The following is a 21,113-nucleotide window of genomic DNA, read 5'->3' as shown; positions in this document are numbered from 1 at the left end:
TTCAACGTCCCCGGCGCGGAACCCGACGACGGGAGCCGTGCCGCTTCAGCGTCCCCGGCGCTGAGCCGACGGCGGAGGGCCCGAGCTGCCCGGGCTCGCGTGCCACAGCTTGCGCGGCGCGGTCCGCACGCCCGCCGGGGGCCCGATGTCGGCGTACGGCGAGAGCCGGTAGCCGTTGCCGTACTCGACGCTCCGCCCTCCGACGCCGCCCCGGTCGCGGGGGGCGGCGTCCAGCACCGCCCGCACCGCCCCGATGCCCTCGGTGCGCCAGATCTCGTCGAGCTCGACGAGGTTCCAGCAGTCCAGGGCGCGCAGGGACACGGCCCGCGCGCCGACCCGCCGGACGACGCCCCGGGCGACCAGCAGCCACGACCCGAACAGCGTGGCGGCGCAGTGTCCCTGCACCGACTCGAAGAACGTGAGGTCGATCGGGCCGGTCGCGTCGTCCAGGGTGGTGAAGACGACCCGCTGCCCCGAGCGCACCGCCGGGGTCTGGGTGGCGACCTTCACCCCGGCGACCAGGATCTCGGCGCCGTTGCGCATCGTGAGCAGCTCGCCGGCCCTGACGACGCCGATCGCGGCGAGCAGGTCCTCGTGGAAGGCGATCACGTGGTGGCTGACGTCCATGCCGAGGATCTCCAGCTCGGCCTGCACGGCCTCCGCCTCGGTCATCTCCGGCAGCTCGCCGGGCCGGATGTGCTCGGTGAAGCCCATCGGGATCTGCACGGCCGGGCCTGCCGGAGGGTCGGGCGAGGTTCCGGCCCAGCCACGCTCGGTCTCGCCGCGCCGCGCCGTACGCCGGGCGCCGGGCCTGGTCCGCACGCCCGTGGCGGAGGCCCGTTCCAGGACGCCGACCTGGGCGAGCAGGTCGCGCCTGGTCAGCTCGCCCGGACGCCAGCGCGGGCCGCCCGGGTGCAGGCCGTGCAGCGCGTCCACGCCGCCGACCTGGACGACGCGCTCGGCGACGGGCCGCGACGGGCGGGCGCGTTCCCAGAAGTCGGCCAGCGAGGTGTAGGGCTGCCCGGCGACCATGCGCTCGACCTCGGCCTCGCTGATCCCCTTGACCGACGAGAACGGCACCCGCAGGCCGTACCCCTCACCGACGCGCCGGGGAGGGTCCTGTTCGGGCGGGACGCCGGGCGGCGGCGGGGGCGGCGGGCAGCGTTCGACGAGCCACTGCCGGCCGGAGGCGTTGACGTCCAGCGGCAGGACGGCGACCCCGCACTGGCGGGCCTCGTCCAGGATGACCCGATTGGGGTACATGCCCGGCTCGTGGGTGAGCACCCCGGCGAAGAACGCGGCCGCGTGGTGGCGCTTCAGCCACGCCGACTGGTAGGTGGGCAGCGCGAACGCCGCCGCGTGCGCCTTGCAGAACCCGAACGAGCCGAACGCGTCGAGCACCTGCCAGGCGCGGTCGGTGGTCTCGCGGTCGAAGTCGGGGAGCACCTCGGCCTCCCACCACGCGCGGGCCTCATCGCGGCCCTCGGACGTGGAGAGCTTGCGGCGGATCGTCTCGGCCTCCGACAGGCCGCAGCCGGTCATGGCGTCGACGACCCTCAGGACCTGCTCGTGGAAGATCACGACGCCGTGGGTCTCCCGCAGGGCGGGCCTGAGCGCCGGGTGCGGGTAGTGCGGCTCGCGCCAGCCGTGCCGGGCCTCCAGGTAGGGGGTGACCATGTCGGAGTTGACCGGTCCCGGGCGGAACAGCGAGATGTCGACGATGAGGTCGTGCATCGTGCGCGGCTCCAGCTTGGCCACCAGCTCGCGCTGACCGGGCGACTCGATCTGGAAGCAGCCGAGCGTGTGCCCGGTGCGGATCAGGTCGTAGGTCGCGCCGTCGTCGTGGGGAACGCCTCGGTCGAGGTCGACGTCCTCGCCGTCCACCCTCTTGATCTCACCGAGGGCGTAGGCCATGGCCGACTGCATGCGCACGCCGAGCACGTCGAGCTTCAGCAGCCCGGCCTCTTCGACATCGTCCTTGTCGAACTGGCTCATCGGGAACTCCAGCAGGCTGCGCTCGACGGGGGTGCGGTCGCGCAGCCCGGAGTTGCCGACGAGCACGCCGCACGGGTGCAGGGCGATGTGGCGCGGCAGCCCGTCCAGCTTCTCGGCGAGCTCGAACATCGTGCGCAGGGCGTGGCCGCCGAGGCCGCTGTCGCGCAGCTCGGGCAGGTCGGTCAGGGCGGCGCGGATCTGCCTGGCCCGGATGTGCGGGAACGCCTTGGCGATGACGTCGATCTCGTGGGGCGGCAGGCCCATGGCGGCGCCGACGTCGCGGATCGCGCTGCGGGCGCGGTAGGTCTCCATCATGGAGACGCAGGCCACGCGGCCCTCGCCGTACCGCTGGAGGATCGCGCGGTAGCAGTCGAGGCGGCGCGCGGACTCGACGTCCACGTCGATGTCGGGCAGGCCCTCGCGGCCCTCGGACAGGAAGCGCTCCATCAGCAGGCCGTGGTCGAGGGGGTTCACCTCGCCGATGCGGACGAGGTAGTTGACCAGGCTGCCTGCGCCCGAGCCGCGGATCGCGCAGCGCACGCCCATTCCGCGGATCATGTCCGTAATATCGGAGACGACGATGAAATATCCGGACAACCGCTTCCGCTCGATGATCCGCAGCTCGTCCTCCAGCCGCTCCCGCGCCTCGCTGGACCGTTCCAGCCCCCGGGCCACCAGGCCGTCCTCACACCGGCCGCGCAGCAGGGGGACCGGATCGCCGTCGACCTCCGGCAGGTGAAGGCGCTCGCGCCCGCCGCGCAGCGCGAGAACCTCCAGCGGGTCGAGCACGCACCGCTCGGCGGCCTCCCGTGTCCGGGCGAGCAGCCGCGTCGCCCGCCCCCGGTCGCCCCCGCAGACGCGCAGGGCCACGTGCCACATCTCCTTGCCGCTCTTGAGATAGGCATGCGAGGCGGAGTGCTCCAGGTGGCGCGGGTGCAGGGGGACGAGCTTGCGCGCGGCGTCCAGCACGTCGCCGACCCGGTAGTCCCCCGGCTCCAGGTGGCGCACGGCGTTGGTCAGCACGGACGGCACGCCCGCCGACTCGGCCAGGGCGAGCATGCGCGCGGCCGTGCTCGCGTCCCGGTGGCCGAACTGGTCGACGACCTCGACCACGACGTCGGGCACGGCGGCCCGCCAGGCGGCGAGCAGCGCGCGGGCGCGCTCGTCGCGGCGCGCGGCCACCGCCCGGCCGACGTCGGAGCGGGGGCCGAGCATGACCAGCAGCTCACCCGCGTGCAGGCCGACCAGCTCACGGGTCACCCGGGGCTCGCCCCGCTCCCCCGCGTGGTGGGCGGCGGTGGTGAGCCGGCACAGGTGCGCCCACCCGCCGGACCTGGCCAGGACGGTGACCCGGTCGCCGTCCTCGCCGTGCCGTCCGCCGCCGGGCTCGCCGAGGGCGAAATCGACGCCGGCGACGGGCCCGACCCCGGCCTCGGCGCATGCCTGGACGTGCTTGACCGCGCCGTACATGCCGTCGCGGTCGGTCAGCGCGAGGACGTCCATCTCCTGCGCCGCCGCGCGCGCGGCCAGGTCCCGGGGGAACGCCGACCCGTACCGCAGGGAGTAGGCGGAGGCGACGTGGAGGTGGGGGAACATCAGTCCCACGCCCTGAGCATCAGCCAGCCGCCGCTGGCGGTGTCGAAGCGCAGCTCGTAGGTGCCGACGTCCTTGCCGGGGCTCGCCTCCACCCGCCAGAACCGGCGCTCGCCGGGGTCGGCCTCGGAGATCTTCCACCACTCACGGGAGGTCACCCAGTGGTCGAGGGCGCGGCGGACGACGTAGAGCCGGTCGCGCCAGACGAAGCGGGCGGGCTCGCCGTCGCGCGTCCACACCTCGATGGGATCGCCGTAGATTCTGCTCAATGGCGCTTCTTCTCCCTGGGCCTGGTGGAACTTGGAGCACCCGGGGGAAGGCGGGCGGTGCTACTTCGAACATACGTTCCCAGAGCCCAGAGGGCAAATCATCCCAGGCCGGAGCTCGCCATCGCCAGGCGACGATGATCGTGAAAGTATGCGAACGAGTAAGTCACCAGCCGTTCACATAACGACACCCGGTCGCAGCGAAGTAGACGCGAGCCGTTGACCCGGCTCTCCTATCTTCATCCCACAACCTCCGAAAGTGGGAGCAAGAGTGCATTCATCACGAGCGCGTATCGCCGGCCTGGCCGCCGTCCTTACCGTCGGCACTTCCTTCGCCGCCGCCTGCGGCTCCGCCCCGACCACGGGCGCCCAGGCCGGCGCGTCCAGCGCCAACGCCGCCGCCACCGCCACCTCCGCGGCCGACCTCGGCGGCCTCGACAAGCTCGTCGAGGCGGCGAAGAAGGAAGGCCAGCTCAACGTCATCGCCCTCCCCCCGGACTGGGCGAACTACGGGGAGATCATCAAGGCCTTCGGCGACAAGTACGGCATCAAGGTCAACAGCGAGAACCCCGACGGTTCCAGCGCGGACGAGATCAACGCCGTCAAGACCCGCAAGGGCCAGGACCGCGCCCCCGACGTGCTGGACCTCGGCACCGCCTTCGCGCTCAGCGGCACCAAGGAAGGCCTGTTCGCGCCGTACAAGGTGCAGACGTTCGACAAGATCCCCGAGGGCCAGAAGGACGCCGCGGGGAACTGGTTCAACGACTACGGAGGCTACGTCTCCATCGGCTGCGACGCCAAGCGCATCAAGACCTGCCCGCAGACCTTCGCCGACCTGCTCAAGCCCGAGTACAAGGGCAAGGTCGCGCTGAACGGCAACCCGACCAAGGCGGGCTCGGCGTTCGCCGGCGTGTACGCCGCCGCGCTCGCCAACGGCGGCTCCTTCGACGACATCCAGCCCGGCCTGGACTTCTTCAAGAAGCTCAAGGAGGCCGGCAACTACAACCCCGTCGAGTCGACCCCGGCGACCGTGCAGAACGGCGAGACCCCGATCAGCATCGACTGGGACTACCTCAACGCCGGCTACACCGACCAGTTCACCGCCAAGGGCGTCGACTGGAAGGTCACCATCCCCACCGACGGCAAGTACGCCAACTTCTACGCCCAGGCGATCAACAAGTGGGCCCCCCACCCGGCCGCCGCGCGCCTGTGGCAAGAGTTCCTCTACAGCCCCGAGGGCCAGAACCTCTTCCTGAAGGGGTACGCGCGCGCCGTCCTGCTGCCCGCGATGCAGGCCGACGGGACCGCCGACGCGGCGCTGGTCGAGAAGCTCCCCAAGGTCGAGGGCACTCCCCAGTTCCCGACCGACGAGCAGGTCACCAAGGCCAAGGAGGTCCTGGCCTCCGGCTGGGGCGCCGCGGTCTCCGGCTGACGGCCCGATCGCTTCCTCACATGGTTGAGATCTCACATGGTTGAGACGACCTCGACGGCTCCCGCCCCCCTCCCCCTGAACAAACGGGGCAGGGGCGGCGGCAGGGCCACGACCCGCTCCGCCGGCTGGACCGCGGCCCTGCCGCTGCTGGTGTTCATCGGCCTGGCCTTCGGCATCCCGGCGGTCGCCCTGCTCGGCGGCGCGTTCACCGCGAACGGCACGCTCAGCACGGCCAACCTCACCGAATCACTCCAGGGCGCCTACCTGACGGCGATGCTCAGCAGCGTCAAGCTGTCCGCGCTCGTCGCCGTGGTGGGAGCCGTGCTCGGCACCTTCCTCGCCCAGGCCGTGGTCACCTCCCGGTTCCGCGCCCTGCGCGAGGCCGTGCTGACGGCCTCGGGCGTGCTCGCCAACTTCGGCGGCGTCCCGCTGGCCTTCGCCTGGATCGCCACGCTCGGCAACTCCGGCGTGCTCACCACGCGGCTCGGCCTCGGCGACCTGGGCTGGAACCTGTACAGCTTCTGGGGACTCGTCCTGGTGTACCTCTACTTCTCGATCCCGCTGATGGTGCTGGTCATCGTCCCCGCCCTGGACGGGCTGCGGCCGCAGTGGCGCGAGGCGGCGCAGAACAACGGCGCCACCACGTGGCAGTTCTGGCGCTACGTCGGGATCCCGGTGCTCACCCCCACCCTGCTCGGCGGGGTGGTCCTGCTGTTCGGCGGCGCCTTCGCCGCGTACGCGACCGCCGCGGCCATGGTCGGCACGGTCGTCCCGCTGGTGACGCTGCAGATCGCCGACGCGCTGGCCGGCAACGTGCTGATCGGCCACGAGAACGTGGCCCTGGCCCTCAGCCTGGACATGGTCGTGGTCGCCGGGGTCGTCATGGCGGTCTACCTGCCGCTTCAGCGCAGGAGCGCGCGATGGCTGCGCTGACCCCGGCCGCCCTGCCCGACGTTGAGCCGCCCGCCCGGAGCGGCGGACGTGGCCGGCGCGGGGGCATCTGGCGGGGCGTCGTCCTCGTCGTGGCCGCGCTGTACTTCGTGACGCCGCTGCTCGCCTCGTTCGTGTTCACCGTGAACGACCCCATGACGGGCTTCACCCTCGACGCCTACGGGGAGATCTTCACTGCCGAGGGGTTCGCGCAGAGCCTGCTGCTCTCGCTCGGGCTCGCGGTGGCGACGATCGTCCTCGTGCTGGTGCTCACGCTGCCCGCCATGCTGGCCGTGCGGCTCAGCGCGCCCCGGCTGCGGCCGGTGCTCGAAGTGCTGTGCACGCTGCCGCTGGTCGTCCCGCCGATCACGTTCGTCGCCGGGATCAGCACGGTGCTGCGCTGGGGGCCCGACTACCTGGCCGCCACGCCGTTCTACCAGACGATCATCTCCATCCAGAACCCCGCGTTCCCGGTCGTACTGGTCATCGCCTACGCCGTGCTGGCGCTGCCGTTCGTCTACCGGGCGCTGGACGCCGGGCTCGGCGCGATGGACGTCCGCACGCTGGTCGAGGCCGCCCGCAACTGCGGCGCGTCCTGGCCGGTCGTGCTGCTGCGGGTCATCGTCCCCAACCTCAAGTCCGGCCTCGCCAGCGCGTCCTTCCTCACCCTCGCCCTCGTGCTGGGCGAGTACACGATCGCGCGGCTGCTGGGCTTCCAGCCGTTCTCGGTGTGGATCGTCACGATCTCCGGCGCGAACGCCCCGCTGTCGGTCGCGGTGTCCATCTTCAGCCTGCTGCTCACGTGGCTGCTGCTGCTCGTCCTCTCAACCGCGGGAACCAGAAGGAGTCGATCGTGAACGGGGCTCAGGTGGAGTTCCGGGGGCTGCGCCGTACCTTCGGCACCACCGTCGCCCTCGACGGCCTGGACCTGACGGTCGCGCCGGGCGAGCTGATCGCCCTGCTCGGGCCGTCGGGCTGCGGCAAGACGACCGCGCTGCGCTGCGTCGCGGGCTTCGAGACCCCCGACCAGGGGGCGGTGCTCCTCGACGGCGAGGACATCACGCGCGTCCCGGCCAACCGCCGCGACGCCGGGATGGTCTTCCAGTCCTACAGCCTGTTCCCCAACCTCAACGCCCGTGACAACGTGGCGTTCGGGATGCGGGTGCGCAAGGTGCCCACGGCCAGGCGGCACGCCCGCGCGGCCGAGCTGCTGGAACTGGTCGGCCTGCCCTCGCACGGCGACCGCTACCCGCACCAGCTCTCGGGTGGCCAGCAGCAGCGCGTCGCGCTCGCCCGCGCGCTCGCGCTGGAGCCCCGGGTGCTGCTGCTGGACGAGCCGCTGTCCGCGCTGGACGCCAAGGTGCGGGTCACGCTGCGCGAGGAGATCCGGCGGCTGCAGCTCTCCCTCGGCATCACCACGATCTTCGTCACCCACGACCAGGAGGAGGCCCTCTCGGTCGCCGACCACGTCGCGGTGCTGCGGGAGGGTCGGCTGGAGCAGTCCGGGCCCCCGGCGGAGATCTACGACCGCCCGGCGACGCCGTTCGTGGCCGAGTTCGTGGGCACCATGAACCACCTGCCCGGACGGCTCTCCGGCGACCTGGTGGAGGTGGCCGGGCAGCGGCTGCCCGTGCACGGCGACCGTCCCGGCACCCCCGAGGTCGACGTCCTGGTGCGCCCCGAGACCGTGCTGGTCACCCCCGGCGAGGACGGGGACGCGCTGATCGTCACCTCCTCCTTCCGCGGGGCGTCGGTACGGCTGCTGCTGCGCCTCGGTGACGGCACGGAGATCGTCGCGGACCTGCCCGGGCACGACGCCGCGCGGTTCGCGCTGGGCGGGCGGGCGAACGTGCGCCTCGTCGAACGGCCGGTCCTGGTGGCCGCGCGCACGCCCGCCGCGGCGGCGGAGGCCGTGTCGGCGTGAACGGCGAGCGCCGTATCGGCAGGAACGGCGACGGCTGTATCGGCATAAATCAGCACATGATCGGCGTGATGCGGATCCCGGCCGGCGCCGCCGGGCGCGCTCCCGCCGACCGGATGCGGCCGCCGCCGCCTCCTGGAGCACGTTGCCGAAAGACGAAGCGCGCTCGCACCCAGTCACTGGCGGGGGTCGGCGACCCCGTTGTTCTCGATCGCGAACATCAGCGCCTGTTCGCCGATCTCGCGGGCGTCCCACAGGTCGATCGCCAGATCGTTCATGCCGCCCCGGCGAGCCGCGAGCCACAGTTCCTCTGCCAGGCTGTCGACGCGGTTCAGGTCTCCCTCCCGTACGGCTTGCACGATCAGGTCGGCGGCTCAGCGAGTTCGCCTACCACACCTCGGACGTCAAGGCCGCGTTCGATCCGGCCGCGACGCTGAACCCGGAGGCCATCGACCTGCTGCTCGACGGCCTCGACCGCCTGGTGGGCTTCCTCGGCAAGGCGGACGGGCTCGGCGGGCGCGAGGCCACCGTGGAGGTGCGCACGACCGACCCGGAGCGGTCCTTCGGGCTGGAGATCCGCGACGCGGTACGCCTCACGGGCGTCCCCGGCGCGCCGGACGCGGTCCTCACCGCTCCGGCCGAGTGGTGGCTGCGCCTGGTCTCCGGCCGCCACGCCCCTGAGCACACCCCGGAGGGGGTGCGGCTGACCGGGGATGCGCTCACCCTGGACGACCTGCGCGCGGTCTTCCCCGGCTTCTGACATCGTGCGGCAGACCGTCGCCGCCGGCTCCCTCGGACACCCGTTTTGGAGTCGTTTGTAACATTCGAGGGTCTCGGCCCACTTCCTCGTGTCGGAAAGAAACACCCGGGACGAAGGGGGCCGGCGGTGACGGACGCTTCTCAGCGGTTCACCACCATGTATGACGAGTGCCGCCAGCGCGTATGGGCCTACGTGGTCAGCCAGGCCGGCAGGCAGGTCGCGGACGAGGTGGTGAGCGAGACGTTCGCGATCGCCTGGCGGCGGTTCGGCGACGTGCCGGATCCCGCCCTGCCGTGGCTGCTGGTCGTCGCCCGCAATGTGCTGCGCGACAACATCCGCGCCGAGATCAGGCGCGAGTCGCTCGCCGACGAGCTACGGGCGTGGACCGAGGAGGACCACGCCGAGCAGGTCGCCGAGCGGCTGGTCGTCCTCAAGGCGCTGGCCTCGCTGGCGCCGGCCGAGCGGGAGCTGCTGATCCTCGTGGCCTGGCAGGGGCTGTCCCCGCGCGACGCGGCCCGCGTCGTCGGATGCTCTCCCGCGGCCTTCCGCGTACGGCTGCACCGTGCCCGCAAGCGGCTGGCCGGGGCGATGAAGTCGGCGTCGGCCGTGCGGTCCCCGTCCCGGGTGCGCAGTCTCAGTGAGGAGTGGTCATGAACCCGATGGATCAGCTCCGGGCCGCGCGCCCGTCCCACCTCGACGCGCCGGTGAGCGAGCGCACCCGGGCCGCCGAGCTCGCCCGCGCCATGGCGGGGCCCCAGGCGCCGGCCAGGCGCTCCCGGAAGATCGCCAGGCCGGTGTGGGGCCTCGGATTGGCGGGCGCGGCGGCCGCCACCGCCGTCGCCGTCACGGTCACCGCCACGGGGGGCACCTCCGACGTCCCCGCGATCGGCACGGCGACCGTGGCGGAGGGGACGAACGCGCCGTCCACGTCCCCGAGCGTCCGCCTGTCGGCCCGGCAGGTGCTGCTCGTCGCGGCCGAGTCGTCGCTGAGGGCCCCCGCGACGAGAGGGGCGTACTGGTACGTCGAAGGACAGATCGGCGTCGCGCAGGAGGCCGGCAAGGCGGTGCGGTACATGGTGAACTCCACCACCCGCAGCCGTCTGTGGGTGGCCCGCTCGCCGGACAAGGAGAGCTGGTTCGTCAACCAGAACCTCGGCACCAGGCCCGCCCCGGGCGCGGAGGACGCCTGGAGGCGGGACGGCTCGCCCGCCAAGTGGGTGGTGGACGTGCCGGCCCCGAAGGGCAAGGCCGCGGGCGGGCTCGTCCTGGAGGCCAAGGCGGGCAAGCCCTTCGGCAACGCCATCAACGTGGGCGACAAGGTGTTCGAGCTGGCCGGGCGCAACGTGTCGGTGGCCGACCTCCAGGCGCTGCCCACCGGCGAGGGCGCGCTGAAGAAGTACCTGCTGAAGGGGTACGCGGGGCACGGCACCGAGTCGGACGAGGCGCAGGACGCGACGTCCTGGCTGTACCAGGTGACGTCCGGGCTGCTGCGGGACATGCCCGTCGAACCCGCCGTCCGCGCCGCGGCCTACCGGGTGCTCGCCGGCCTGGACGGGGTGCGCTCGCTCGGCGCGGTCACCGACGCGCTCGGCCGCCAGGGGCAGGGCATCGCGCGCCCCGAGAGCTGGGCGGGCGGCGGCTTCGAGCGGCAGCTCATCATCGACCCCGAGACGGGCGTCCTGCTCACCGACCAGATCGTGGCCGTGCACCCGACCGGGGCGTACGCCTGGGCGAAGCCCGGCACCGCGACCTGGTGGGCGGCCACGACCACGGCCACGTGGACGGACCGGCCGCCCGTCAAGCCCTGAGCGTCCTGGTCGTCCGCCCGCCGATGCCTCTTCTCAAGGTCCACGCGCACTGAGCGGGCGTACAAAACGACCCACGTCGACACGTGCGTCGGCGAGATCCTGGAGAGCCGCGAGAAGTGGGCGAGGTCCGGGACGTCCGCGAGAAGCGGACGAGACCCGGGACGTCCGAGAGAAGTGAGCGGCCCGCGTGCGCGCCCTGTCCAATTTCCGCGGGACAGGGCACGCACCGGTTTTCCGCCTCGTCAGCGCAGAGCGGCGTAGAACTCGCGCAGGTCCTCGGCGAGGACGTCCGGGACGATGTGGGCGGCGTAGTGGCCGCCGCGTAACCGCACGGTGTACGTGAACAGGGAGATGACGCCCAGGTAACCCGCAAGAGCAGGATCAGCGACCGGCGGGCATGCCGAAGGCGGAGGCGAGTGCCGCGTCCAGGAGCTGGCGGCAGCCGTCGATGCCGACGAAGCCGCGGGCGTAGGGCGGCATGTGCGGGGCCAGTGCGGCCTGCCACACCGGGTGCGGCTGGGCCAGCAGCAGCCTGGCCGCGCGGTCCCGCGGTGCCATCACCGCGTGCATCGGCCCGGCCGCGCGCCGGGCGGCGATCAGCACCGTCCGCAGGCGCGCGCCGGACGCCGCGACCGTGCGCGCGACGTCCATCACCCCGTCGGCGGCGGCCTGAACGGCGCCGGCGTCGGGCGCCAGGTCCGCGCCGCCGGACAGGACCGCGGCGTAGGCGGCCTTCAGCAGCCTGGGCGCGTCGATGCCCAAGGACGCCTGGATCTGCTGGAAGCAGGCGCACAGGTACCGGCCGCGGCCCTCGGGGTCGGCGGCCTGCCGCAACTCGCGGGCGTCGTGGTCCGCGGCGGGAACGGATCGGCGGGATACTGCGCACCAGCGGCTCCAGCGCCAGGCTGTCGTGGACGTTGGCGGCGCTGATCGCGACAGAGATGGGCAGACCGGTCCGCTCGGTAATGAGGTGGATCTTCGACCCCTTCTTGCCTCGATCGACAGGATTCGGACCTGTCAGCTCCCCCCCTTGGTCGCCCGCACGCTCACGGAGTCGATCGCGCACCGCGACCAGTCCAGCTCACCTCGGGCGCCGAGTTCGTCCAGCAGAATCCGGTACAGCTTGGCCCACACACGCGCGGCGCTCCACTCGCCGAAGCGGCGGTGCACCGTCTGCCAGGAGGCGCCGAACACCGGCGGCAACTGCCGCCACGCACAACCGGTAGTGGCGACGTACACGATCGCCGCCAAGATCGCCCGATCGTCGACCCGCCGTCGCCCGCCACCCTGCGGCCGCGTCGGCGCCGGTGGAACCACCCGCTGGAACAAGTCCCACAAGTCATCAGGCACCAGCCGCTGAAGGAACGCATCCCCGATCGATCTAACGATCAATTCCCAAATGAGTCACGCTCTAAGAACCTTGGCTACGACCCACGATCAACGCGGGCCAGCTCAGGCAGGCGCATACTGCCCGGGGGCAGGACGGTACCTCAGCTTCCACCGCGACAGCAGGGACATGCAGAGACTGGGGCGTACGAACGGAGGCGAGGACCCGAAATTTGGTCGGGAAGGTTCTCCAGCATCACGGCTGATCAGCCGCCGCGTAGACCGCGTGGCTCCGCGCGGAGGATCTCGACGGCGGTTTGAGCGCAGCTTCCGCAGATCCAGACGCCGGGGCGGCGACGAGGGGGCCGAGGTTTTGCGACCGCAGAAAGAGCAGGCCCGGTCGTTTCCTTTTGAACTTGCCGATGCGGCGCTGCCGACGCTGGACCGGGGCGACCCACTCCTGGAGTTCCTTCTTGAACCGGGCGGTATCGACACCCAGGTCGTTGAGGACGCGGCGGGCCGAGGAGCCGGGATCCAGGGCCAGGCAGAACAGCAGGTGCTCAGAACGGAACTGGGACTGACCACGGCGCGCGGCCAGGCGCCGTGCCCCGGTGACGGCTTCATCGGCTTCTCCGTCACCCACGACACGGCGTGGCCTACCGTTGCCGCCGGCGATCATCGCGGCCTCGAACAGCCGGGCGTTGGCCTCGCGGACCTTGTCACGACTGACGCCGAGCCGGTCCAGGATGCTGTTGGCGGCACCGACATGCAGGAGCCCGAACAGCAGGTGCTGCGTCGGATTCCGCATCTGCCGATGAGCGGATGCTTCTCTACATCATGAACCGAAGCTTGGCGGCCGATCGTTGAGGATCCGCTGGAACAGACAGGAGTCCTGCCATCTACCGTTGATGTGCAGGTACTTGGGCGCCGTCCCCCACTGTTCGAATCCGTTCTTAACCAGCACGCGCTGCGAGGCGACGTTCGACGGGCTCGTACTTGCTTGGATCCGGTGCAGACCGAGTTCCTGGTCAGCAATCTGGCAAAGCGCTGCAACAGCCGCGCTTGCCAGGCCACGTCCGACCTCGGCGGGTTCCACCCAGTACCCCAGATTTGCACTACAAGAAGGACCGAGCACGATCGTGTTGAGCGTTGCGCACCCCAGCACACGACCGTCTCGCAGCATCGCGCAGGCCAGTAGCCTGCCCTCCTTCATTTGCTGCACCATCTCGTCGAGCCCATTCTGCTGACCGGCAAGCGTCCAGAACGAGTCAGGTCGCACCGGGTCGAAGGGACGCAGATGCTCACGACTGCGGATGTACGCGTCGAGCAGTGCACGTGCGTCGCCGACGTCCAGTGGGCGCAGTAGGACACCCCCCGGAAGCGAGGCGGAACCGATCATCGTGACAGCGTAGTACGGCACCAACAGCGGGCAACATCCGCTCATGCCGCGAGGTGGGCGTTGTTCTGTAGAAGGATGCTTCGGCTGTCCGGCGGCCGTTGCAGCCATCAGAGCTTCTTGCTCGGTGGCACGACGCCGGAACTCCGGTGGGTGGGCTGACGGCATGCGATCTTCCCTCCCTGACTTGTCTGGCTCATCTCACCGTGCATGGCCGTCGAACGGGGGAAGCTCACAAGGAGCTGCAACGGGATCGGCTCTACCTGCTCCACGAGCTTGAGCGGTACGTCGCCACTGCACAGCCCGAGGCTTTCTGCCGGACGGGTGCCCTACCCTGTCAGCAACCTCCCGCCCTCCATAGCAAATCTATCCACCACCAAGAAAGCCTTGCCGAGCTCGTTGAGCGTCAGCTCAAGCCGGTAGAAGTCAACCTCACCAGCGCCGTTGCGGTACGGACGGATACCTCGTGCAACCAGACTCCGTCTCCACTCCTCGAACGACTCCGTAAAAAACTGGTCTCCCTCGTCCCAAAGAGAGCACTCAGCTTCGTATTGGTCATACTCCGCCTCGTCGTACGTCGCCTCGTGCACGTGGGCGTCAGCCCACGCGAACAGCTTCGGCACCGCCGATGCGTAGTCCGCCGGCCCAGGCAAGAAGTGCCAGGTGACGAGTGCCTCAGGCTCGTTACCGTCCTCGTTGTCCACCCCGATCGAGACCGTGCCTCGTCCCGAGGTCTTGTTAATCCACTCCTCGAAGTCGACAACCAGACGCGTGCCAGAGGCCAGCAGCTCCATCCATGGCTGCGCGAGCCGCAGCTCGCGCAGGCGCAGGTCGTACGGATCGCCCTCGGCAGCCTTCCGCAGGGGCTCCCGGGCGCTCGCATCCAGCACCTGTGCCTTGGGCACCATGAGCTTCCAGCCGCCGGTTGACGTCTTGACCAGCGTCTCCCGGTTGACCAGCTGCCAGTGGCAGCGCTTCGTCTCCGGGTGGTACAGCACAACAACCACCGGCAGTGAGTGGTTCGTCCAGTACTGCACATGCGCTTTGTTCGGCCGGAACCACCAGCCACCTGGCCCGGCCTCCTTGAACCAGCTCATGCCGCTCTTGATCTGTAGTGCCAGCAGTCGCCCACGAACGGCCTCGCCGTCCACCACCTCGGCCTGCGCGTCGATGCCGTAATCCTCGGTCGGCTGGTTGCGAAACAGCCAGCCGAGCTCATCCTCGATGGCCTGCTGGGTGTGGGTGACACCCTCGCTGGCGATCTTCGCGGAGGGGTTGCGTCGCATCACGGGGACATCTTCTCGCTTCTTCGGCTTGTGGTGGCCAGGAGTCTTCCCATCTAGTTCGCTGACCTGGCACGTCGCCCTACAGCTGGCCTCCTGGACGTCGCGCGCCTGCTCGAACGACGCCCGACTCGGCCTCACCAACGCCGACTACACCCTTCTGGACGGCTGGCTGCACCAGATCCGCAAGACCGTCTGAAGACGCCCTCATCGGCCGCGATTCGCGCGCATCCCTCCGTCCTGCGGTGACCGAACGTAGTTAGATCAAGCAGGGGTCCTGGTGGACGATGGCAGTCCTCGATCCGGCCGACGTCGATCCTCGCCATGTGGATCTTTGTATGTCAGGCGGCCAGCAGTCCGCGCACGATCATCCGCGGCATGGCCCGCCACAACGCTCTGCCGAGGGAGTGCCCGGGGCGCGGCAGGGTGATCAGCCAGCGGTCCAGGCTCAGCACCAGAGCGCCCCACACGCCTCCGAGGATCACAGCCACCAGCAAGGGCACCGACACCGCCGTGGCCAGTATGGATGTCATGCTGATGCCCGCGACCAGGCCCGTGAACAACACGGCGGCCCCCAGGCCTTCGTAGCGGACACGGTCTGGCGGGGCTGCGGGCCAGCGCGCCGGGGTGAGCTGCGGACAGCCAGATCAGCCGTGAACGGGACGACGCCCGCCAGCGTGCCAGCGCCGCGGCCCACCGTCGGCGGGTCCACCGGGATAGATGGTGGACGACCCGCGGCCCCCTGGCAGACCCGCGTCCGGGATGCCCTCCTTCCTCAGCGACGATGACGCCGCCCCAGGCGATCGGCTCGACCATCGCTCGATCGGCCCGGTCCGTCGGATCGGCTCGGGCCTGTTCGAACGAGCTCGAATGAGCGGTTCGTTGCCGCTGGAGGCGCCGCGTGTGACCCTCGAAGAAGCCGGGAGCCGCTCGTCCTCAGCGCCCCCGCGTGCACCTTCGGAATCATTGGCGTGAGACGAGGCGCATCAGCGTTTCACAGGCCTCCCGTGCCCCCACGGGAGGCCTGCTCCCGATGAGGAAACACAGCTCCTCGATCAGACGTGACACCGCGCGCCACTCGCCTTGCCTCGCTGTGATTACGGCGTAATCGCTTACTGGTCTGGGATAGTTGCTCCGTCCGAAGTACCAGCGGCAACGCTGGGAAGCACACGGATGTAGGAGAGCCACGCATGGCGAAAGTCCATGTTGTCTTAATCAGAAGGGCGGCGTCGGGAAGTCCACCACCACCGTCAACCTCGCCGCAGTCACTGCTGACGGCCGCTCACCCGTCGCCGATCTCGATAGGCTGACCCCCGCTAACAGGCACATAGCGGTAAGGCAGCGGCGTGAACTACCTAAGTCCAGATGAGCCCACTCAGATAGGTCGCTACCGTCTGGTCGGCCGGCTGGGCCGCGGCGGCATGGGCACCGTCTACCTGGGCGAGGACGAGTCCGGGCAGCGCGTCGCCGTCAAGGTGATCAACGGCGAGTACAGCCAGCACGAGCAGTTCCGCGTCCGGTTCCGCCGCGAGGCCGAGTCGGCGCGCCGGGTCCGCCGCTTCTGCACGGCGGCGGTCCTGGACGCCGACCTCGACGGCGACCTGCTGTACGTCGTCACCGAGTACGTCGAGGGCCCCAATCTGGACCACGCCGTGCGCTCCTCCGGACCGCTGCGCGGGTCCAGCCTCGACGCGCTGGCGGTCGGCGTCGCCACCGCGCTCACCGCCATCCACAGCGCGGGCATCGTCCACCGCGACCTCAAGCCGTCCAACGTGCTGCTCTCGCCGGTCGGGCCGCGCGTCATCGACTTCGGCATCGCCCGCGCCCTCGACACCCTCGGCGGCGTCACCGGCACCGGCGAGCTGATGGGAACGCCCCGGTACATGGCCCCCGAGGTGCTGCGCGGCGAACCGGCCTCACCGGCGTGCGACGTCTTCTCCTGGGGCTGCCTGGTCGCCTTCGCCGCCAGCGGCCGCGCGCCCTTCGGCGGCGAGTCGCTGCCGTCCATCGTCTACCAGGTGCTCAACACCGAGCCCTCCCTGGAAGGCATGGAGCCGTCGCTGCACCGGCTCGTGTCCGCCACCCTGGACAAGGACCCGTCCCGCAGGCCCACGGCCCAGCAGATCCTCGACCAGATGGTCGGCCGCACGACCCCCGAACACGCCGAACATTCGGTCGTCCAGGCCTGGCGGCAGTCACCCCCGCCCGGGACGACGTCCCCGGTGACGTCCCGCGCGCCCGGTACGCCGGCAACGGCCGGTGTCCCCTCCTCCACGATCCACGGATCGCCGGCCACCCCGTACTCCCTCACCTCGCAAGGACCGCCTCCCACCGCACAGGGGCACCAGGCGGGCGGTACCGCGACGTGGCACGGCACCCCGCCTCCCACCGTCTCCCGCCACTCCACCGCCGCGCTCACCTCGCCGGGAGGCGGGGCCGGCGCGGGACATTCCCCACCCGGCGGGACGGTCTCCGGCGGCGCGTCCGCCGACCCCGCGGCGCGGCGCAAGCGGACCATCGGGATCGCCGTCGCCGCCGTCGTGGTGATCGCCGGCCTGGGACTCGGGCTCCGCGCGCTCCTCTCCCCCTCTGGGCCGCCCTCCGAGCTGAACTACTACCTCTTCCGTGAAGACTTCAGCCAGAGCGGCACCGGCTGGGACGGAAGCGACTACACCGGCGACGACTCCGGCTGGTACGGGTACGCCCCGAACGGCTTCTACGCGATCGACCTCACCGGCGACCACACCGAGCGCATCGAGAACGCGCCCATCCCCTTCGTCCCCCGGCAACCCGCCACGCCCGACCCGTCGGCCTCGCCGACCCCCACCACGCCCGAACGGCTGCTGATCACGGTCACGGCGACCGTCCGGCAGTCGGACGGCACCGGGGAGTACGGCCTGTTCTGCCGCAGCGACACCGAGAGCTCCCCCAACAGGTACGAGTTCCTGGTCACCGCGACGGGCGAGGCCCGCGTCCGGCGCGTCACCAAGGGCGTCGGCGGCAACCTCACCCAGCCCGTGGCGGTCGCCGACCTCAAGAAGAACACCCCGGCCAAGCTCCAGGCCGAATGCTCCACCACCCCCGGCGGCGTCCAGCTCACCATGTGGGTCGACGGTGAACAGGTCCAGTCCTACCTGGACCCGAACGGCCTCCCCAACGGCGACATCGGCCTCCTCACCCGCGTCCCCGAGAAAACCGACTCGACCCTCAACACCTCCTACGACGACTTCACCGTCCAGGGCCCCGCCTCGCCATCCACCACCCACTGACCCACCGAACGCTCAGTGTTCCGCCATTGATGGCTGAGGACTGTGAGCCCCACCCGTGCCACTCCGTCGTGGTAACTCACCGTGAACCCACCCACAAAGCCAACGACCGTCTGCGACGGCATGGCACGCCCATCCGGGGCGTTTGACGAAGACGGGCCGGAGGGAGGCCTGTCGAGGTTTCCTCAGGCGAGCCCGGCGGCCTCAGGACGATCGAACTCACCATTCCTGACCCCGTCGAGAAAACAGTCCCACTCGAAGGCGGTGTATCGGATGACCTGGTCGTTCGGCGTGCGGCTGTGGCGTATCGCGACACCGCCGTCGCTCAGGTGCGCGACCTCGACACAGCCATTGCCGGAGGTACTGGCTGTGGCTTTGAACCACTGAAGACCATTCGATTCCGCAGCACTCATGATCGCATCTCCTCGGCGGCAGCCCGAATGACGCGCAACGACTCATCTGGGTCGAGGGCCATGGCTTGCAGCCGACCGAACATCTTCCTGAATCGTGAAATCTGCTCCGGCCGCTGCATGTACAAGTTTCCACCCAAAGAGTCCACGTATGCCACTGGCTTGTCAGCAGCATTCCGAGGCTCGATCACGGTGAACATGCCATGCTGAGGCCCATAGGCGCCCTTGCTGAGCGGAATGACCTGCACGAACACATTCGGCGACCGCTCACAAACTTCCGCCAGATGACGCAGTTGTGATCGCATCACCGCAGGACCACCGATGGGTCGCCGCATCGCGGCCTCATCCATGATCGTGACCAGTTCGAGCCGAGGATCGTTCGTCAGCAACTTCTGGCGCTGCATACGCAACTCGACCCGCTGCTCGATCGTCTCCGGCGGATCCATCGGTGCCCATGCCTGGATCACCGCACGGGCGTAATCCTCCGTCTGCAGCAGTCCCTCGATCAGCGTCAACGTGAACGTCAGCAGCCGCCCAGCACCCGCCTCCATGCCAACGTACGTCGAGAGACCGGACGGAAGAGCAGACTCGTAGTCCGTCCACCACGCCGCCGGAGCAGCCGTCTTCGCATCGCGCGCCATCCGCAGCAGCGCGTCACGCTGGGCACCGTCCGCGACCCGATACAAGTCCAGCAGCGCACGGACATCTTGGAGCCGCACGGCGCCCTTACCGTTCTCCAACCTGCTCAGCTTCGAGACGGAGATGTCCTGGTCATCCGCCGCAAGGGCCTTGCTCGCCGCATCGAGGCTCAAACCGATCCTGTCCCGCAACTCTCGCAGCTCGGCGCCCAGCCTCATCCGCAAGATGGTGGGATTGTCACTCATCGCGCCTCCTCTCAACGGGGAACATCTTGCAGCCGACCCCGATGCTTCATCACAGATCGCGCGACATCGCCTGGAGTACCAGCCCACCAAAGAGTCTTGCTATCTCATTTTGAGATTGCAGAATGGCAGCGTCGTCACAGACGGCAATCGACAGGAACCGACTGTCACCGCGCAGACGTCGGCATCACCCCGAGGAGCGCCGATGAAGCCGAGACGAACGCCGAGATCTCACTACGAACAGGAAGAGCAGATAAGTGCCGACCCGCTCCGTTCGGCACAACGCACCGGACCGACTCGCCGGCGTATCTCCCATGGCTGAGATGGAAACCGTCAGCCTCACCATCCCGGCCCGGCCGGAAGGCGTGCACCAGGCACGCGACGCCGTACGCAAGCTCATCACGAGCTGGGGTCCGGAGCACCTCATCGACGATTTGATCCTCTGCCTCAGCGAGGCGGTGAGCAACGCGATCACTCACGCCGCCCATGGCTCAATGCTGCCGGTGCGCGTATCCCGTACCGACACGTGCATCCGCATCGAGATCGAAGACGGTGACAGACATCCGCCAGTGCTGGCTCTACCTGCCGAGCTCGTGCTGTCCGGCCGCGACCTCCCGGACCGGCTGCTCGAAGAGCACGGACGCGGCCTCTTCCTCATCGATGCGCTAGCCACCCGATGGGGCGTACAACCATGCCCTACCGGCAAGATCGTCTGGCTCGAACGCGACCTCACCAAGCCCCTCGTTCAGTAACGTCGTTGATCCTCCGCCGTCCGTACTCACCCTGGGTACGTGGCGGCGGAGCCCCGAAAAGGGACGGGATCACCGACTCGCATCGACCGCCACGCAACGGCACCATGGAGCAGATCGGAGTGACCGAACTCCGGTCCGGGCTCAGTCCGCGACAGCCGTCATGACCACGTGCTCCGCTCGTTCCACGATCGACTGCAGGCGGTCCGCGTGCGCGCCTCGCCAGTACACCTGACCACAGGCGTGGCAGCGGGCGAAGGTGTCGTAGCTGCGCCGTGTTCCTGGGAGCAGCCCGGTCTCGACCTCTTCCTTACCCGCGGGGGCCAGGAGACCGTTGCACGCCGTGCACCTGGTCCACGGCGCGAGCGGGGGCGCGAAGCGGCCGAGGACGTCGTCGAACTGCTCCTCGGGCCTGGCTCCCCTGACGTACGCCCCGAGCCACAGCATCCGGCGGCGCAGCAGGCCGCGATCCTGGGTCAGCAGAACGCGCCGCTCGGCGTTGGCGCGCTCGATCAGCGTGTCGTCGTCCAGATCGTTCTCGTAGGCGGTGTCCACCCCGACCAGCCGAAGCCGCCGGGCCAGCGTCCCCAAGTGCACGTCCAGGAGAAAGAGCGGGACCGGGACCGGCTGCGGGCGCGACATCTCGCGGACGTCCACCACCTCACCGTCCCGGGGGTGGTACGCGGGCGTGACGACCCTGCCGTCGGCCAGAAGCGAGCCGACCTCCGGCAACGGGACGCCGGCCGACTCCACGACGTGCCCCAGGGACGAGGCGCCGTCGTAGGGAAGCCGCAGCTCGTCACGGCGATCCCGCGGCGCCAGGAACAACCACAACCCGGGCTCGACCCGCAAGCACAGTTCCGCCCCCATCCATCCAGCATGCCCCACAACCGGGCTCACCGACCACAAAGCCCCCTGAAGGGGCGTGCCGCATTGTCCTGGGACGGCGTGGGGCTTTGTGAGTGGGCTCACGGTGAGCGACCCATGACGGACCGGCCGGGTGCTCACCGACCCCAGCCACCGATGGATGAGGCCCTCATCTCCATTGATCGGCATTGAGGCGCGATTGGTCACCACCGCCGCGCGTCTCTCGAACG

At 70.0% G+C, this 21,113-nt stretch carries 20 protein-coding genes and 3 pseudogenes; 11 read left to right on the top strand and 12 right to left on the bottom strand.

The annotated features are described in order from the left end of the window. Positions 1-45 precede the first annotated feature (45 nt). Both DQ384_RS34175 and DQ384_RS34170 read right to left on the bottom strand, forming a co-directional pair. On the bottom strand, positions 46-3,591 hold the full coding sequence (locus DQ384_RS34175) for a DNA polymerase III subunit alpha (protein WP_114033091.1): 3,546 nt from the start codon (positions 3,589-3,591) through the stop codon (positions 46-48). Next, on the bottom strand, positions 3,591-3,857 hold the full coding sequence (locus DQ384_RS34170; protein WP_114033008.1) for a DUF6504 family protein: 267 nt from the start codon (positions 3,855-3,857) through the stop codon (positions 3,591-3,593). The genes DQ384_RS34175 and DQ384_RS34170 overlap by 1 nt, the downstream gene beginning before the upstream one ends. Before the next feature lie 268 nt (positions 3,858-4,125). Here DQ384_RS34170 and DQ384_RS34165 point away from each other — a divergent pair, with 268 nt between their 5' ends. From DQ384_RS34165 to DQ384_RS34150, 4 genes are read left to right on the top strand one after another with little or no spacing between them, the layout of a single operon-like run. Further along, entirely contained in the window at positions 4,126-5,286 is a 1,161-nt protein-coding gene (locus tag DQ384_RS34165; RefSeq protein ID WP_114033007.1) for an ABC transporter substrate-binding protein, read from the top strand. 36 nt (positions 5,287-5,322) lie between these two features. Continuing rightward, on the top strand, positions 5,323-6,219 hold the full coding sequence (locus tag DQ384_RS34160; protein ID WP_114033006.1) for an ABC transporter permease: 897 nt from the start codon (positions 5,323-5,325) through the stop codon (positions 6,217-6,219). After that, a complete protein-coding gene (locus DQ384_RS34155; RefSeq protein ID WP_114033005.1) occupies positions 6,207-7,073 on the top strand; it encodes an ABC transporter permease in 867 nt (288 codons plus the stop codon). Before DQ384_RS34160 ends, DQ384_RS34155 begins: the two co-directional genes overlap by 13 nt. Then, the gene (locus tag DQ384_RS34150; protein WP_245966972.1) at positions 7,070-8,140 is read left to right on the top strand and encodes an ABC transporter ATP-binding protein; all 1,071 of its coding nucleotides are present in this window, start codon (positions 7,070-7,072) and stop codon (positions 8,138-8,140) included. Before DQ384_RS34155 ends, DQ384_RS34150 begins: the two co-directional genes overlap by 4 nt. 173 nt (positions 8,141-8,313) lie before the next feature. Here the strand turns inward: DQ384_RS34150 and DQ384_RS40625 are convergent, their stop codons facing one another. Beyond that, on the bottom strand, positions 8,314-8,496 hold the full coding sequence (locus DQ384_RS40625; RefSeq protein WP_147268987.1) for a hypothetical protein: 183 nt from the start codon (positions 8,494-8,496) through the stop codon (positions 8,314-8,316). Positions 8,497-8,618: 122 nt separating this feature from the next. Here DQ384_RS40625 and DQ384_RS34145 point away from each other — a divergent pair, with 122 nt between their 5' ends. The 3 genes from DQ384_RS34145 (at position 8,619) to DQ384_RS34135 (ending at position 10,705) form a co-directional block, all read left to right on the top strand. Next, a complete protein-coding gene (locus tag DQ384_RS34145) occupies positions 8,619-8,897 on the top strand; it encodes a hypothetical protein (protein ID WP_114033004.1) in 279 nt (92 codons plus the stop codon). A gap of 126 nt (positions 8,898-9,023) precedes the next feature. Continuing rightward, positions 9,024-9,551 carry an RNA polymerase sigma factor gene (locus DQ384_RS34140; protein ID WP_245966971.1) on the top strand — a complete coding sequence of 176 codons (528 nt, stop codon included), beginning with the start codon at positions 9,024-9,026 and terminating at the stop codon, positions 9,549-9,551. Then, positions 9,548-10,705 carry a CU044_5270 family protein gene (locus tag DQ384_RS34135; RefSeq protein ID WP_114033003.1) on the top strand — a complete coding sequence of 386 codons (1,158 nt, stop codon included), beginning with the start codon at positions 9,548-9,550 and terminating at the stop codon, positions 10,703-10,705. Before DQ384_RS34140 ends, DQ384_RS34135 begins: the two co-directional genes overlap by 4 nt. Positions 10,706-11,086: 381 nt before the next feature. Here the strand turns inward: DQ384_RS34135 and DQ384_RS34130 are convergent, their stop codons facing one another. From DQ384_RS34130 to DQ384_RS34110, 5 genes and pseudogenes are all read right to left on the bottom strand, one after another. Continuing rightward, positions 11,087-11,539, bottom strand: a complete 453-nt coding sequence (locus tag DQ384_RS34130; protein WP_114033002.1) for a hypothetical protein — start codon at positions 11,537-11,539, stop codon at positions 11,087-11,089. 1 nt (position 11,540) lies between these two features. Then, a pseudogene (locus tag DQ384_RS34125) lies at positions 11,541-12,082 on the bottom strand (IS5 family transposase); the annotation flags it as partial. 205 nt (positions 12,083-12,287) lie between these two features. Further along, complete coding sequence (locus DQ384_RS34120) at positions 12,288-12,839, bottom strand: Clp protease N-terminal domain-containing protein (protein WP_114033088.1); 552 nt, start codon at positions 12,837-12,839, stop codon at positions 12,288-12,290. A 27-nt stretch (positions 12,840-12,866) separates the two neighbouring features. Next, positions 12,867-13,430, bottom strand: coding sequence for a GNAT family N-acetyltransferase (locus DQ384_RS34115; protein ID WP_114033087.1), 564 nt, complete (start codon positions 13,428-13,430; stop codon positions 12,867-12,869). Positions 13,431-13,756: 326 nt separating this feature from the next. Continuing rightward, positions 13,757-14,713 carry a DUF4365 domain-containing protein gene (locus DQ384_RS34110; protein ID WP_114033086.1) on the bottom strand — a complete coding sequence of 319 codons (957 nt, stop codon included), beginning with the start codon at positions 14,711-14,713 and terminating at the stop codon, positions 13,757-13,759. 28 nt (positions 14,714-14,741) lie between these two features. Here DQ384_RS34110 and DQ384_RS41725 point away from each other — a divergent pair, with 28 nt between their 5' ends. Continuing rightward, positions 14,742-14,909 carry a hypothetical protein gene (locus DQ384_RS41725; protein WP_181871566.1) on the top strand — a complete coding sequence of 56 codons (168 nt, stop codon included), beginning with the start codon at positions 14,742-14,744 and terminating at the stop codon, positions 14,907-14,909. Between the two features lie 142 nt (positions 14,910-15,051). On the opposite strand, the pseudogene DQ384_RS34105 reads toward DQ384_RS41725, so the two are convergent. Continuing rightward, a pseudogene (locus DQ384_RS34105) lies at positions 15,052-15,300 on the bottom strand (DUF4407 domain-containing protein); the annotation flags it as partial. Positions 15,301-15,923: 623 nt separating this feature from the next. Here DQ384_RS34105 and DQ384_RS44315 point away from each other — a divergent pair. Further along, a pseudogene (locus DQ384_RS44315) lies at positions 15,924-16,013 on the top strand (ParA family protein); the annotation flags it as partial. Between the two features lie 43 nt (positions 16,014-16,056). Further along, a complete protein-coding gene (locus tag DQ384_RS34095) occupies positions 16,057-17,979 on the top strand; it encodes a serine/threonine protein kinase (RefSeq protein ID WP_245966969.1) in 1,923 nt (640 codons plus the stop codon). A 182-nt stretch (positions 17,980-18,161) separates the two neighbouring features. On the opposite strand, the gene DQ384_RS34090 is transcribed toward DQ384_RS34095, so the two are convergent. Then, on the bottom strand, positions 18,162-18,389 hold the full coding sequence (locus DQ384_RS34090) for a DUF397 domain-containing protein (RefSeq protein ID WP_114032998.1): 228 nt from the start codon (positions 18,387-18,389) through the stop codon (positions 18,162-18,164). After that, positions 18,386-19,270: a helix-turn-helix domain-containing protein gene (locus tag DQ384_RS34085; protein ID WP_114032997.1), complete on the bottom strand. Its 885-nt coding sequence runs from the start codon at positions 19,268-19,270 to the stop codon at positions 18,386-18,388. Before DQ384_RS34085 ends, DQ384_RS34090 begins: the two co-directional genes overlap by 4 nt. 320 nt (positions 19,271-19,590) lie before the next feature. Here DQ384_RS34085 and DQ384_RS34080 point away from each other — a divergent pair, with 320 nt between their 5' ends. Then, positions 19,591-20,019: an ATP-binding protein gene (locus DQ384_RS34080; protein WP_181871565.1), complete on the top strand. Its 429-nt coding sequence runs from the start codon at positions 19,591-19,593 to the stop codon at positions 20,017-20,019. 141 nt (positions 20,020-20,160) lie between these two features. Here the strand turns inward: DQ384_RS34080 and DQ384_RS34075 are convergent, their stop codons facing one another. After that, positions 20,161-20,886: a Mut7-C RNAse domain-containing protein gene (locus tag DQ384_RS34075; protein ID WP_114032995.1), complete on the bottom strand. Its 726-nt coding sequence runs from the start codon at positions 20,884-20,886 to the stop codon at positions 20,161-20,163. Positions 20,887-21,113 lie beyond the last annotated feature (227 nt).

Source organism: Sphaerisporangium album (assembly GCF_003323745.1).
GTDB classification, from domain to species: Bacteria; Actinomycetota; Actinomycetes; order Streptosporangiales; family Streptosporangiaceae; genus Sphaerisporangium; species Sphaerisporangium album.
The sequence above is the reverse complement of the archived record's forward strand: the minus strand, read 5'-3'. Positions and strand labels throughout refer to the sequence as shown.

Excerpts from the sequence above, each read along its gene's own strand:
- DQ384_RS34175 (WP_114033091.1), bottom strand. The coding sequence starts at position 3,591 with ATGTTCCCCCACCTCCACGTCGCCTCCGCCTACTCCCTGCGGTACGGG.
- DQ384_RS34160 (WP_114033006.1), top strand. The coding sequence starts at position 5,323 with ATGGTTGAGACGACCTCGACGGCTCCCGCCCCCCTCCCCCTGAACAAA.
- DQ384_RS34155 (WP_114033005.1), top strand. The coding sequence starts at position 6,207 with ATGGCTGCGCTGACCCCGGCCGCCCTGCCCGACGTTGAGCCGCCCGCC.
- DQ384_RS34135 (WP_114033003.1), top strand. The coding sequence starts at position 9,548 with ATGAACCCGATGGATCAGCTCCGGGCCGCGCGCCCGTCCCACCTCGAC.
- DQ384_RS34120 (WP_114033088.1), bottom strand. The coding sequence starts at position 12,839 with ATGCGGAATCCGACGCAGCACCTGCTGTTCGGGCTCCTGCATGTCGGT.
- DQ384_RS34115 (WP_114033087.1), bottom strand. The coding sequence starts at position 13,430 with ATGATCGGTTCCGCCTCGCTTCCGGGGGGTGTCCTACTGCGCCCACTG.
- DQ384_RS34110 (WP_114033086.1), bottom strand. The coding sequence starts at position 14,713 with ATGCGACGCAACCCCTCCGCGAAGATCGCCAGCGAGGGTGTCACCCAC.
- DQ384_RS34090 (WP_114032998.1), bottom strand. The coding sequence starts at position 18,389 with ATGAGTGCTGCGGAATCGAATGGTCTTCAGTGGTTCAAAGCCACAGCC.
- DQ384_RS34085 (WP_114032997.1), bottom strand. The coding sequence starts at position 19,270 with ATGAGTGACAATCCCACCATCTTGCGGATGAGGCTGGGCGCCGAGCTG.
- DQ384_RS34080 (WP_181871565.1), top strand. The coding sequence starts at position 19,591 with ATGGAAACCGTCAGCCTCACCATCCCGGCCCGGCCGGAAGGCGTGCAC.
- DQ384_RS34075 (WP_114032995.1), bottom strand. The coding sequence starts at position 20,886 with ATGGGGGCGGAACTGTGCTTGCGGGTCGAGCCCGGGTTGTGGTTGTTC.